Genomic DNA, 15,382 nt, shown 5'->3' with positions numbered 1-15,382 from the left:
TCTCTGTTGGGGGTGTGGAAGGCGGGGGCGGCGTTCGTGCCGTTGGATCCGTCGTACCCGTCGGGCCGGATCGCGGGCATGCTCGCCGATGCGGGTGCGACCGTCGCGGTGACCTCGGGCCGGTACGCGGACCGGTTCGCCGGGGACGGCGCCGGTGTGCGGGTGTTGCGGGTGGAGGACGTGCCGGAGACCGTCTCCGGTCCGGAGGTGTTGCCGGGTCGGTCGACTGATCTGGATGAGTTGGCGTATGTGATTTTCACGTCGGGTTCGACGGGTCGGCCCAAGGGTGTGCAGGTGACGCATCGGGGTTTGGCGAATCATGTGCGGTGGGCGGCGTCGGTGTTGGCGTCGCAGGGTTCTGGTGGTTGTGCGGCGTTTTCGTCGGTGGCGTTCGACTTGCAGGTGCCGAATGTGTGGGCGCCGTTGGTGGCGGGTCAGCGGGTGCTGATGGTGGATCAGGATCTGGATCTGGCCGAGTTGGGTCGGGTGTTGTCCGGGTTCGGGCCGTTCAGTTTCCTGAAGTTGACGCCGGGTCATCTGGAGATCCTGGGTCGGCAGTTGTCGGATGAGCGGGCTGCTGCGCTTGCGCCCACGATTGTGGTGGCGGGTGAGGCGTTGTCGGCGGGTTTGGCGAACCGCTGGCTGGGTTTGTTGGGTCCGGGTGGGTTGGTGAACGAGTACGGGCCGACGGAGGCGTCGGTGGGTACGTGTGTTTTTCCGATCCATGCTGAGCAGTCGGCGTCTGTGGTGCCGATTGGTCGGGCGTTGCCGGGGATGTCGATGCTCGTGCTGGATCCGGGCATGCAGTTGTGTCCGGTGGGTGTGACGGGCGAGCTGTATGTGGGTGGTGTGGGTGTTGCGCGGGGTTATGCGGGGCAGCCGGTTCTGACGGCGGAGCGGTTCGTGCCGGATCCGTTTGCGGGTGACGGGTCGCGGTTGTATCGGACCGGGGATCTGGTGCGTCGGTCGGCGGCTGGTGATGTGGAGTTCGTGGGTCGGGTCGATCATCAGGTGAAGGTTCGGGGTTACCGGATCGAGTTGGGTGAGATCGAGTCGGTGGTGGCGGGTGTCGAGGGTGTGGGTGACGTGGTCGCCCTGGTCTCGGGTTCCGCTGTTGAGGGTGATGCGCGGTTGGTGGTGTTCTACCGGCCGGTGCTGCCGGTGGCGTCGGATCTGGTGGAGCGGATCCGGGCGCGGTGTTCGGAGATGTTGCCGGAGTACATGGTGCCGGCGGATCTGGTGGCGGTGGAGTCGGTTCCGTTGAACGCGAACGGGAAGGTGGACCGGGCTGCGTTGTTGGCGGTGGGTGTGCCGGCCCGGGGTGAGTTCGTGGAGGCGGGTTCGGAGCTTGAGCAGCGGTTGGCGGGGATCTGGTGTCAGGTGTTGGGCCTGGACCGGGTCAGCGTCACCGCCAGCTTCTTCGACCTCGGCGGTGACTCCCTGCGGGCGGTCGCCCTGGTCGGGGCCCTCCGTTCGGCCGGCTTCGCCGTGGCGGTCCGCGACGTCTTCGTGCACCGCACCGTCGCCGCGCTCGCCGCGCACCTCACCGCGAAGGAGACCACCGAGGTCGTACCGGCGTTCCAGGCGGTCGCCCCGTTCAGCCTGATCGGCGCCGAGGACCGGGCCCTGCTCCCGGACGGCCTCGCCGACGCGTACCCGGCCGTGCAGGCCCAGGTCGGCATGGCCGTGGAGATCCAGAAGGAACCGGCGAAGTCGCTCTACCACATCGTGCGCTGCTTCCGGGTACACAGTGGACGTTCGTTCGACGCGGACGCGCTGCGGACGGCGGTCCGGGACGTGGTCGGCCGGCACGACACCCTGCGCACCTCGTTCGACTTCAGCCGCTACTCGGTGCCGATGCAGCTCGTGCACGCCGACGTGCCGGTCGACGTCACCGTGGTCGACCTGGCCGGTGACGACATCGAGGCCCGGCTGCGGGCGTACGTCGACACCGAACGGGCCCGCCCCTTCGACCCGGAACAGCCGGCCCCGCTGCTGCGGGTCTCCGCGCACCGCACCGACGGGCACGGCTGGTGGCTGACCGTGGCGCTGAGTCACCTGGTCACCGGCGGCTGGGACCTGAACAATCTCCTGGTCGAGCTGCTCGGCTGCTACGAGCGACGCTGCGCCGGCATGGTGCCCGAGTCGCCGGAACCGGTCGCGGTCAGGTACGCCGACTTCGTCGCCGCCGAACTGGCCTCCCTCTCCGGCGGTACGGACGAGGCGTACTGGCGGAACATCACCACCGGGTACGCCCGGTTCGCCACCCCGGAGGGCTGGGGCCGTCCGGACGCGCCCCGGGAGAGCCTGCGTACCCGGGTCAGCTACCAGGACCTGGAGCAGCGGCTGCGGGCCCTCGCCTCCACCCTCGATGTGTCACCGAAGGCCGTCCTGCACGCGGCGCACCTGAAGGTGATGAGCCAGCTCACGGACCAGCGGCGGTTCTACACCGGTCTGGTGTGTGACGCGCGGCCGGAGGTGCGGGGTGCGGAGCGGGTGCACGGGATGTACATCAACATCCTGCCGTTCGGGTTCGCGCGGGGTGCGGGTACGTGGCGGGAGCTGGTGCGGTCGGTGTTCGACCGTGAGGTGGAGTTGTGGCCGCACCGGCGGTACCCGTTGCCGGCGGTGCAGCGGATGGCCGACGCGGGTTCCCGCCCCATCGACGTGGTCTTCGACTACACCGAGTTCCGCCGCTCCGGGGTGATGACCGACGACTCGGTGGACTTCGAGGCCATCGCCGGTGAGGGCGGCACCGAGTTCGCCCTCCAGGTGACCGCCGCCAGCGGCTTCCTGGACCTGGTCGCCGACAGCCACGTCTTCGGCCCGGCCACGCTCACCCGGATCGGGGCGATGTTCCGGCAGGTGCTGGCCGCGATGGTGGCCGACCCGGACGGGGACGCGGTCGCCGTCCACCTGCCCCCGGCGGAACGCGACAGCATCGCGGGCTGGTCGGCCGGTGACATCACCACCGACCTCGGTGGGTACGTGCCGGCGGCGTTCGAGGCGCAGGCGGCGCGGCGGCCGGAGGCGGTGGCGGTCACCGCTGACGGGGTGTCGTTCACCTACGGGCAGGTGAACGCGGCGGCGAACCGGTTGGCCCGTCACCTGCGGGATCTGGGTGTGGGGCCGGAGGTGCTGGTCGGGGTGTGTGCGCACCGGTCGGTGGCGCAGGTCCAGGCGATGCTGGCGGTGCACAAGGCGGGTGGGGTGTACCTGCCGTTGGATCCGTCGTATCCGGCGGAGCGGTTGGCGTTCATGGTGGCCGACGCGGCGGCTCCGGTGCTGCTGACCACCGCCGACCTGCGGGCGCACCTGCCGGCCACGGACGCCACGGTGGTGCTGCTGGACCAGGCTGCTGCCTGGGCCGACCAGCCGGCCACCGACCCGGCGCCGGTCACCGCACCGGACAGCGGCTGCTACGTCATCTACACCTCCGGCTCCACCGGGCAGCCCAAGGGGGCTCTGGTCCCGCACCGGGCGCTGGTCAACCGGACCGCGCACGTCGTCGACCGGGTGTACCGGCTCGACGAGGACGCGGTACTGCTCCAGAAGACCGAGATCGGGTTCGACGTCTCCCCGGGTGAGGTGTACGCGGCGTTGTCGGCGGGTGCCCGGATCGTGGTAGCCCGCCCCGGTGGGCACCGCGACCCGGCGTACCTGCGCGATTTGATCGCAGCCGAGGGCGTCACCGCGGTGGAACTGGTGCCGAGCATGCTCGCGGCGCTGCTCGCCGAGGGGATCGGACGGTGCCGGTCGCTGCGGTCGGTGGCGGTCGGTGGGGAGGAGATCCCGGTCGACGTGGCCCGGTCGTTCCTGGCCGCGCTGCCCGGCTGCGAGCTGCACAACACGTACGGCCCGGCCGAGGCCGCCATCGACGTGACCGGGTGGCTCTGCACCCCGCAGGGGCTGGCCGGGCTGTCCCGGGTACCGATCGGCACCCCGTTCGACAACGTCACCCTCCGGGTGCTCGACGCCGACCTGCAACCCGTCCCGGTGGGGGTACGCGGTGAGCTGTTCGTCGGTGGCGTGGCCCTGGCCCGGGGGTACCTGCGCCGGCCGGGGTTGACGGCGGAGCGGTTCGTGCCGGATCCGTTCGGTCCGGCGGGGTCGCGGTTGTACCGGACCGGGGACGCGGCGGCGTGGCGGCCGGACGGGACGGTGGACTTCCTGGGTCGGATCGATGCGCAGGTGAAGCTGCACGGGGTTCGTATCGAGTTGGGGGAGATCGAGGCGGCGTTGCGGGCCTGCCCGGGGGTGACCGATGCGGTGGTGTCGGTGCGGGAGGCCGAGGGTCGGCGGACCCTGGTCGGTTACGTGGTGGCCGATGCCGGGGTGACCCCGGCGGGGTTGCGGGAGCAGTTGCTGGCCGGCCTGCCGGAGGCGATGGTCCCGGCCGCCTACGTCACCATCCCCGCCGTCCCGGTCGACCCGAACGGCAAGGTGGACCGTCGCCAGCTTCCGGCGCCGGACGCCCGGGCCTTCGTCCGCAGCGCCTACGTGCGACCCAACGGCCCGGTGGAGTCCGCCATGGCCGGGGTCTGGTCGTGGGTGCTCGACCTGGACCGGGTCAGCGTCACCGAGAGCTTCTTCGACCTCGGCGGCGACTCGATGACGGCGGTCACCCTGGTCGGGGCGCTGCGCGCAGCCGGACACGAGGTGACCGTGCGGGACATCTTCGCCCACCGGACGATCCGCCGGCTGGCCACCGCGCTCGCCGAGGCGCAGGCTCCCAAGGAGGGCTCCTTTCGCCCCGTCGAGCCGTACGCGCTGATCGGCGCCGCCGACCGGGCCCTGCTGCCGGCCGGGCTGGTCGACGCGTACCCGGCGACGCAGGCCCAGATCGGCATGGCCGTCGAGATCCAGAAGGACCCGGGCAAGGCGCTGTACCACGTCGTGCAGTCGATCCGGGTCGACGACGGGCGGCCCTTCGACGCCGACGCGCTCCAGGCCACGGTCGACGGGCTGGTCGCCCGGCACGAGACCCTGCGCACCTCGTTCGCCCTGACCGGCTACTCGGTGCCGATGCAGCTCGTGCACGCCACGGCCGCCGTACCGGTCACCGTGCACCCGGCCACCGGGTACGAGGCGTGCCTGGCCACCGAGCGGCGTACCCCCTTCGACCTGGACTCCCCGTCCCCGCTGCTGCGGGTCACCGCGCACGTCGACGGCGTCCGGGGCTGGTGGCTGACCGTGACCCTGAGTCACCTGGTCACCGGCGGCTGGGACCTCAACGCCCTGCTCACCGAACTGGTCGGTGAGTACCGGCGGCGCAGTGCCGGCGAACCGCCCCGGCAGGTCGAGCCGCCGGCCGTCCGGTACGCCGACCACGTGGCCGGCGAACTCGCCGCCCTGGCGTCGGCGGAGACCGCCGGGTACTGGCGGACGGTGGTGACCGGCCACCGGAAGTTCACCCTGCCGGACGCCTTCGGCGACCGGTCCGGCCCGGCGACGGTCTGCCGGTACACGGTGGACGTCCACGACCTGGACGGCCCGGTGCGGCAGCTCGCCAGCAGCACCGGCACCTCGGTCAAGGCGGTGCTGCACGCGGCGCACCTGAAGGTGATGAGCCAGCTCACCACCGAGTCGGCGTTCTACACCGGGTTGGTGTGTGACGCGCGGCCGGAGGTGCGGGGTGCGGAGCGGGTGCACGGGATGTACATCAACATCCTGCCGTTCGGGTTCGCGCGGGGTGCGGGTACGTGGCGGGAGCTGGTGCGGTCGGTGTTCGACCGTGAGGTGGAGTTGTGGCCGCACCGGCGGTACCCGTTGCCGGCGGTGCAGCGGATGGCCGACGCGGGTTCCCGCCCCATCGACGTGGTCTTCGGGTACGTGGAGACCCGGCAGGACACCGACGGGCCGGTCCGACCCGCCGACGGGGCGACCGTCGAGGTGGGCGGCCCGGGGGCGACCGAGTTCGGGCTCTCCGTCGGCACCGGCGGCGGCACGGTCCGGCTGGTCAGCGACAGCCGGTACGCCGACCCGACCGCCCTGGTCCGGCTCGGTGCGATGTACCGCACGGTGCTGGCCGCGATGGTGGCCGACCCGGACGGGGACGCCCGGGCGGTCCGGCTGCCCGACGGGGAGCGGGCGGAGATCACCCGGTTCACCCCCGGCCCGACCGTCGAGGTCGGTGGGTACGTGCCGGCGGCGTTCGAGGCGCAGGCGGCGCGGCGGCCGGAGGCGGTGGCGGTCACCGATGATGGTGTCGAGGTCACCTACGGGCAGTTGAACGCGGCGGCGAACCGGTTGGCCGGTCATCTGCGGGATCTGGGGGTGGGGCCGGAGGTGCTGGTCGGGGTGTGTGCGCACCGGTCGGTGGCGCAGGTCCAGGCGATGTTGGCCGTGCACAAGGCGGGTGGGGTGTACCTGCCGTTGGATCCGTCGTACCCGGCGGAGCGGTTGGCGTTCATGGTGGCCGACGCGGCGGCGCCGGTGCTGCTGACCACCGCCGACCTGCGGGCACAGCTCCCGCCGGTGGACGCCACGGTGGTACTGATCGACGAACCGGACGCCTGGGCCGACCGGCCCCCGGTCGACCCCGAACCGTTGACCGACCCGGACAGCGGCGCCTTCGTCATCTACACCTCGGGCTCCACCGGGCAGCCCAAGGGCTCGCTGATGTCCCACCGGGCCCTGGTCAACCGGACGGCACACGTCGTCGACCGGATCTACCGGCTCGACGAGAACGCGGTGGTGCTCCAGAAGACCGAGATCGGTTTCGACGTGTCGCCGGGTGAGGTGTACGCGGCGCTGTCGGCCGGCGCGCGGATCGTGGTGGCCCGCCCGGGTGGGCACCGCGACCCGGCGTACCTGCGGGACCTGATCGTCAGCGAGGGCGTCACCACCGTCCACTTCATCCCGTCGATGCTCTCCGCCCTGCTGGCGGAGGGGCTCACCGGCTGCCGGTCGCTGCGGTCGGTGGCGGTCGGTGGGGAGGAGATCCCGGTCGACGTGGCCCGGTCCTTCCTGGCCGCGTTGCCCGGCTGCGAGCTGCACAACACGTACGGGCCGGCCGAGGCGACCATCGACGTGACGAGTTGGCCGTGCACGCCGGAGGCGCTGGCCGGGCTGTCCCGGGTACCCCTGGGCGGCCCGCACCCGAACCTGCGCCTGTACGTCCTCGACGCCGACCTGCAACGGGTACCGGTCGGTGCCCCCGGTGAGCTGTACATCGGCGGGGCCGGGTTGGCCCGGGGGTACCTGCGCCGGCCGGGGTTGACGGCGGAGCGGTTCGTGCCGGATCCGTTCGGTCCGGCGGGGTCGCGGTTGTACCGGACCGGGGACGCGGCGGCGTGGCGGCCGGACGGGACGGTGGACTTCCTGGGTCGGATCGATGCGCAGGTGAAGCTGCACGGGGTTCGTATCGAGTTGGGGGAGATCGAGGCGGCGTTGCGGGCCTGCCCGGGGGTGACCGATGCGGTGGTGTCGGTGCGGGAGGCCGAGGGTCGGCGGACCCTGGTCGGTTACGTGGTGGCCGATGCCGGGGTGACCCCGGCGGGGTTGCGGGAGCACCTGCTAGCCGGGTTGCCGGAGGCGATGGTCCCGGCCGCCTACGTCACCATCCCCGCCGTCCCGGTCGACCCGAACGGCAAGATCGACCGCCGGCAGCTCCCCGCCCCCGCCGCCGGCTGCTACGCCACCGGTGTCTACCAGGCGCCGGCCGACGAGGTGGAGGCGGCGGTCGCCGCGATCTGGGCCACCGTGCTCGGGGTCGCGCAGGTCGGCGCCACGGACAGCTTCTTCGACCTCGGCGGCGACTCGATGCTCGCGGTCACCCTGGTCGGCGCGCTGCGCGCGGCCGGACACGAGGTGACCGTGCGGGACGTCTTCGCCCACCGCACCGTCCGCCGGCTGGCTGCCGCGCTCGCCGAGGCCACCGGCCCGGCGGAGGCGTTCCGGCCGGTGGCGCCGTACGCGCTGATCAGCGCCGCCGACCGGGCCCTGCTGCCGGCCGGGCTGGTCGACGCGTACCCGGCGGCGCAGACCCAGCTCGGCATGCTGGTGGAGCTGTCGGTCAGCGGGGACCGGGCGGCGTACCACAGTGTCCTCGCCCACCACGTCCGGGACGGACGACCCTTCGACGCGGCGGCGCTGCGCGACGCGGTGCGTACCGTGATCGACCGGCACGAGATCCTGCGTACCTCGTTCGCCCTCACCGGCTATTCGGTGCCGATGCAGCTCGTGCACGCCACCGTCGAGCCGCCACTGTCCATCGAGGACGGCCGGGGGGTGCCGGCCGACCGGCAGGCCGCCCGGTTCGCGGAGTTCATCGCGGCGGAACGGGCCGAGGTGTTCGACCCGGCTACCGCCCCGCTGCTGCGGGTGGCCGCCCACCGGGACAGCGACGAGAGCTGGTGGTTGACCTTCACCATCTGCCACGCCGTCACCGAGGGGTGGAGCAGCGCCCGGCTGGTCACCGAACTGCTGGAGTGCTACGCGGCCCACGCCGACGCCCGCCGGGACGGCTCGCCGGTCCCGGCCCCGGTTGCCGCGTCCGGACACGTTCCGGCGGCGTTGTCCGGCCACACCCCGGCGAACGATTGGCCCGCCGTGCGGTACGCCGACTTCGTCGCCGCCGAACGGGCCGCCCTGGACTCGCCGGCCGACCGGGAGCACTGGCGGGCGGTGCTGTCCGGCCGCGCCCCTTTCACCCTGCCGACCGGCTGGGGTGAGCCGGACACACCACAGCCGACCGTCGCCGTCACGGTCGACCTCACCGACCTGGACGACGCGCTGCGGGACCTGGCCCGGGACACCGACGTACCGGTCAAGGCGGTGCTGCACGCCGCCCACCTGAAGGTGCTCAGCCAGCTCACCAACGAACAGGCCTTCCACGCCGGCCTGGTCTGCGACGCCCGGCCCGAGGTGACCGGCGCCGACCAGGTGCACGGCATGTACCTGAACACCGTGCCGTTCCCGTACGACCGGGGTGCCGGCACCTGGCGGGAACTGATCGGCACGGTCTTCGACCGCGAGGTGGCGCTCTGGCCGCACCGGCGGTTCCCGCTGCCGGAGATCCAGCGCGAGGCCGGGCACCGGCTGCTGCACGTGATGTTCAACTACCAGGACTTCAGCCGTGCCGAACAGGGCACGGCCGGCGACGGGGGCGGCACGGCACCGACGGTGGTCGGCAACGCCGGGGACGGCGCCACCGAGTTCGACCTGTCCGTCTTCGCCCAGCGGGGCCGCTACCAGCTCTCCGCGCGGACCGCCGTGCTCAGCCGGGCCAACCTGGACCGGATCGCCGGCATGTACCGGGCGGTGCTGGAGGCGATGCTCGCCGACCCGGACGGCGACGCCCGCGCGGTCTGCGTACCCGGCGCGGAACGGGACCGGCTGCTCGGGGTCACCGAGACCGGAGCCGAACCACCGGTCACCGGCAGCCTGGACGAGCGGGTCCGGGCCCGGGCCGCCGAGTCCCCGGACGCGGTGGCCGTGGTCGCCGGGACCGTCGAGCTGACCTACGCCCAGCTCGACGCCCGCGCCAACCGGTTGGCGCACCGGCTGCGCGCGGCCGGCGTCGGCCGGGAGACCGTGGTCGGGGTCTGCCTGGACCGGGACGCCGACCTGGTTCCGGCGCTGCTCGGCGTGCTCCGGGCCGGTGCCGCGTACCTCCCCCTGGACCCGGCCCAGCCCGCCGACCGGATCGGCTACATGCTGACCGACGCCGGGGCGCGCACCGTGCTGGCCACCAGCGCGCAGGCCGACCTGCTGGCCGGCTTCGCCGGGGACCTGATCCTGCTCGACACCGACGACCTGACCGGCCAGCCGGCGACCCCGCCGCAGGTCGGCCGGCACCCCGACGACCTGGCCTACGTCATCTACACCTCCGGCTCGACCGGCCGCCCCAAGGGCGTCTGCGTCAGCCACGCCAACGTGCTGCGCCTGCTCGACGCCGCCCAGGAGCACTACGCCGCCGACGACACCGACGTGTGGGCGCTGTTCCACTCGTACGCCTTCGACGTCTCCGTCTGGGAGCTGTGGGGAGCGCTGTGCCACGGCGGCCGGCTGGTGCTGGTCCCCCGCGAGGTGGCCCGGGTACCGCAGGACCTGCTCGACCTGTTGGTGGCGCAGCGGGTCACCATGCTGGCGCAGACCCCGACCGCGCTGCGCGGACTGGTCCGGCTGGTCGGCGAGGACGCCCCCGGTGCCCGGGAACTGTCCCTGCGGGCGGTCGTGGTGGCCGGCGAGAAACTGGACGCCAGCGAGCTGACCCCGTGGACGGCCCGGCTCGGCCTGGCCCGGGTCGCGCTGGTCAACATGTACGGCATCACCGAAACCACGGTGTACTCCACCTACCACCGGATCACCCGGGCCGACCTGGCCCCGGGGGCGGGCAGCCGGATCGGCCGGCCGTTGACCGGGGTACGGATGTACGTGCTCGACGGCGACGGCCAGCCGGCCCCGATCGGGGTACCCGGCGAGGTGTACCTGGCCGGGCACGGGGTGGCCCGGGGCTACCTGAACCAGCCGGAGCTGACCGCCCAGCGCTTCCTGCCCGACCCGTACGGCCCGGCCGGCGCCCGGATGTACCGCACCGGTGACCTGGCCAGCCGGCTCCCCGACGGGAGTGTGGAGTTCCTCGGCCGGATCGACCACCAGGTCAAGATCCGGGGCTACCGGATCGAGCCGGGCGAGATCGAGGCCGCCCTCACCGCGCTGCCCGGGGTACGGGAGGCGGTGGTGGTCGTCCGCGAGGACGTCCCCGGCGACCCCCGGCTCACCGCCTACCTGGTCACCGGCGACGGGCCGGACCCCGAGCCGGCCCGGCTGCGCGCCGAACTGGCCCGCACCCTGCCGGACTACATGATCCCGGCGGTGTACGTGCCGCTGGACCGGCTGCCGCTGAACAACAGCGGCAAACTGGACCGACGCGCCCTGCCCGCGCCGGAGACCACCGGCGGCGTCGACCACGGGTACGTCGCCCCGAACAACCCGCTGGAGGAGCAGGTCGCCGGGATCTGGGCGGAGGTGCTCGGCCTGCCCCGGGTGGGTGTCGAGTCCAGCTTCTTCGACCTCGGCGGGCACTCCATCCGGGCCCTGGTGCTGGCCAGCACCCTGCGCGCGGCGGAACTGGACGTCACGGTCGCCGACCTGTTCCGGGCACCGACGGTCCGGGCGCTCTGCGCGGTCCTCGCCGACCGGGGGGCGGTACCGGCAGCCGACCGGCTGGTGGAGCCCTTCGAACTGGTCACCGAGGCGGACCTGGCCCGGCTGCCGGCCGGCCTGACCGACGCGTACCCGCTGTCGCAGGTGCAGCTCGGCATGCTGCTGGAGATGCTGGCCGACAACGACGGGCAACACCACTACCACAACGTGGCCTCCTTCGGCGTCCCCGACGACCGGCCGTTCGACCTGGCCACCCTGCGGGCCGCGGTGGCCGACGTGGTCGCCCGGCACGAGGTGCTGCGCAGCTCCGTCGACACCGGTTCCTACTCGGTGCCGATGCAGCTCGTGCACGCCACGGTGGTGGTACCGGTCGACGCGGTCGACCTGCGTGGGCTACCCGAGGCGGACCGGCGGGCGGCGGTGCGCCGGCACGTCGGCGACGAGTACCGGCGGCTGTTCGACGTGACCCGGGCGCCGCTGCTGCGCTTCACCGCGCACCTGGAGACCGACACGTCCTGGCGGCTCACCCTGACCATCTGCCACGTCGTCATCGAGGGCTGGAGCCTGCACGCCCTGGTCGTGGAGATCCTCGACCGGTACCACGCGCTGCGCCGGGGCACCGTCCCGCCGCCGGTCGACCCCCCGCAGGTCCGCTTCGCCGACTTCGTCGCCGCCGAGCGACGCGCCCTGGACTCGCCGGAGGACCGGGCGTACTGGCAGGACCTCGTCGAGCGGTACCCGAGGTTCCGGCTGCCGGACGCCTGGACCCCGGACCGGTCGGCCGACCGGCAGCCGTACACGGCCGTCGTCGGGTACGCCGACCTGGAACCGCAGCTGCGGGCCCTGGCCTCGGCGACCCGGACGTCGCTGAAGGCGGTGCTGCACGCCGCCCACCTGACCGTGCTCAGCCGGCTCACCGACGAGGCGTCGTTCTACACCGGACTGGTCTGCCACACCCGGCCCGACCTGGCCGGCAGCGACCGGGTGTACGCCATGTCGCTGAACACGCTGCCCTTCCCGCACGACCGGACGGCCCGCAACTGGCGGGACCTGGTCGGCCGGGTGTACGCCCGGGAGGTCGAGCTGTGGCCGCACCGGCACTACCCGGCACCGGCCATCCGGACCGCCGCCGCCCGGGGTGCCCGGCTGACCGACGTCTACTTCAGCTACCTCGACTTCACCGAGGTGGTCGGGGAGCGGACCGCCACCGGGGAGCGGATCGGCGCGGCCAGCAGCGAGTTCGCGCTCGCCGTGTCGGCCGGCGCCGGCCGGTTCGAGTTGAGCACCGACAGCCACCACCTGAGCCGGGCCGACACCGACCGGTTGGCGGCCATGTACCGGCTGGTGCTGGCGGCGATGGTGGCCGACCCGGACGGTGACCCCGGTCAGTCGTACCTGCCGGACGCCGAACGGTACGACCTGCTGACCGGCTGGCAGCTCTCGGCCGCCCCGGTGGACACCCGACCGGTACCGGAACGGGTCGCCGCGCAGGTCGCCGCCGTACCCGACGCCGAGGCGGTGGACGGCACCAGCTACGCCGCGCTGTACGCCCGGGCCAACCGGATCGGCCGGTACCTGCGCGGCCACGGGGTCGGGCCGGAGCAGGTCGTCGGGGTACTGCTGGACCGCAGCGTCGACCTGGTCGCCACCCTGCTCGGGGTCTGGCAGGCCGGTGGCGCGTACCTGCCGATCGACCCGTCGTACCCGGCCGACCGGATCGCCGGGATGCTGGCCGACGCCGGGGCGACCGTGGTGGTCACCACCAGCGGGTACGCCGACCGGTGCGCCGGGGCGCGGACCGTACTGCTGGACGCCGACGCCGACGCGGACCGGATCGCCGCCCTGCCGGCCGACCCGCCCGGCGTACCCACCGACCCCGACCAGCTCGCGTACGTGATCTTCACGTCCGGGTCGACGGGCCGCCCCAACGGCGTGCAGATCAGCCACCGCAGCCTCGCCAACTACCTCGGCTGGGCGGCGGAGGAACTGGTCGCCGGTGGGACTGCGGAGCCGGCGGGCGCCGGCGCCACCGGCGGGGCCGCGCTCTTCTCCTCGGTCGCCTTCGACCTGGTCGTGACGAGCATCTGGGCGCCGCTGGTCACCGGGGAACGGCTCTGGCTGCTCCCCGCCGACGCCGGGCTCGACGAACTCGGCTCCCGGCTCGCCGCCGCCGGGCCGTTCCGCTTCGTCAAACTCACCCCGGGCCACCTCGACCTGCTCGCCGGGCAGCTCGACGCCGACCGGGCCGCCGCGCTGACCCCGCTGCTGGTGGTCGGCGGGGAGGCGCTGACCAGCCGGACCTGCGCCCGCTGGCACGCGCTCGCCCCGGACGCCGTGCTGCTCAACGAGTACGGGCCGACCGAGGCGACGGTGGCCGTCGGCGGGTACCGGATCACCGGGGCGCTGACCGGTGACGTCGCCCCGATCGGCCGGCCGTTCGCCGGGATGCGCACCTACGTCCTCGACGCCGACCTGCACCCGGTGCCGGTCGGGGTGGTCGGTGAGGTGTACCTCGCCGGTCCCGGGCTGGCCCGGGGGTACGCCGCCCGACCCGGGCTGACCGCCGCGAAGTTCGTCCCCGACCCGTTCGGCGACGGCGGCCGGCTCTACCGCACCGGGGACCTGGGCCGGTGGCTGCCCGACGGGCAACTGGACCTGCTCGGCCGGGTCGACGACCAGGTGAAGATCCGGGGCTACCGGGTGGAACCCGGCGAGATCCGCGCGGTGCTGCTCACCCACCCGGCGGTACGCGACGCGGTGGTGACCGCCGAACCGGCCGCCGCCGGGGGCCGGCAGCTCGTCGCGTACCACGTCGGGGCGGCCGACGACCTGGCCGCGCACTGCGGCCGGTACCTGCCCGGACCGCTGGTGCCGGCGGTCTTCGTCGAGCTGGACGCCATCCCGCTCAACGCCAACGGCAAGGTCGACCGTCGGGCCCTGCCCGCCGTCGAACTGACCGGTGGCGGGACGCACCAGCCCCCGGTCACCCCCACGGAGCAGACCCTGGCCCGGATCTGGGCCGACGTGCTCGGCGTCGGGCAGGTCGGTCGGCACGACCGGTTCTTCGCCCTCGGCGGTCACTCCCTGCTGGTCGTACCGGTGGTGACGGCGGCCCGGGAGGCCGGACTGCCGCTCACCCTGCGGGCGGCGATGCTCGACCGGACCCTCGCCGAGCTGGCCGCCACCCTCACCCCGGCCGCTCCGCTCGTGTCGCCGGCCGCCCCGGCGTCGACCCTGCCGGCGTGGGAGAGCCTGCTCGCCGGGCACCCGGTACCGGGTGCCGCGCTGGCCCGGATCGTCGACGGCGAGGTGGTCGAGCTGCGTACCCACGGCCGGCTGACCGCCGACGGCGACGCACCGGTCACCCCGGACACGGTCTTCCAGGTCGGCTCGGTCAGCAAACCCGTCACCGCGATCGGCGCGCTGGCGCTGGCGCACCGGGGACTGCTCGACCTGGACACCGACGTCAACGCGTACCTGAAATCGTGGCAGCTCCCGGCGGACCGGCCGGTCAGCCTGCGGCAGCTGCTCAGTCACGCCGCCGGGCTCAGCCCCACCGGCAGCGACGGGTACCCGCGCAGCGGCGCCCTGCCCAGCCTGCTCGACCTGCTCACCGGCCGGGGCGTACCCACCGGGGAGGTCCGGGCCGCGGAACGGCCCGACCCGGTGGCGGTGGAACGCAACAGCCACTACCTGGTCGTGCAGCAGGTGATGGTGGACGTGACCGCGACCCGGTTCCCCGACCTGATGGCCGAGCTGGTCTTCGAGCCGTTGGCGATGACGGGCAGCAGTTTCGACCAGGACTTCCCGGTCACCGGCGGTCGACCGGTGGCCCTCGGTCACGACGGGCAGGGCCGGCCACTGCCGGACGGCTGGCAGCGTCGGCCGGACGAGGCGGCGGCCGGACTGTGGACCACGGTGACCGACCTGGCCCGGATCATCCGGGAGATCCACCACGCCCACCGGGGGGACAGCGTCCTGCTGGGCCGGCAGCTCGTCACCGAGCTGCTCACCCCGGGGCCCGGTGGGCTCTACGGCCTCGGCTGCCTGGTCGATCCGGTCGACACCCCGGCCGGGCGCGTCGTGGAGTACAGCCACCGGGGCCGGACCGCCGGTTACCGGGCGCTCACCGCCGGCCGGGTGCCCGACGGGGCCGGGCTGGTGCTGTTGACCAACGGCGACGCCGGCTACCGGGTGATGGACCGGTTGGGGCGGGACGCCGGACACGAGGAGGCGAACGCATGACGGTGATGGTGGATCCGACCGGTCC

1 protein-coding gene is annotated in these 15,382 nt (G+C 73.5%); it reads left to right on the top strand.

Annotation, left to right across the window (positions count from 1 at the left end):
* Positions 1-12 precede the first annotated feature (12 nt).
* The gene (locus GSF22_RS08995; protein ID WP_307803849.1) at positions 13-15,357 is read left to right on the top strand and encodes a non-ribosomal peptide synthetase; all 15,345 of its coding nucleotides are present in this window, start codon (positions 13-15) and stop codon (positions 15,355-15,357) included.
* Positions 15,358-15,382 lie beyond the last annotated feature (25 nt).

The sequence above is a fragment of the Micromonospora echinofusca genome (genome assembly GCF_017614955.1).
Classification (GTDB): Bacteria; Actinomycetota; Actinomycetes; order Mycobacteriales; family Micromonosporaceae; genus Micromonospora; species Micromonospora echinofusca_A.
Note: the sequence above shows the minus strand (reverse complement) of the source record. Positions and strands in the feature narration are given on the sequence as shown.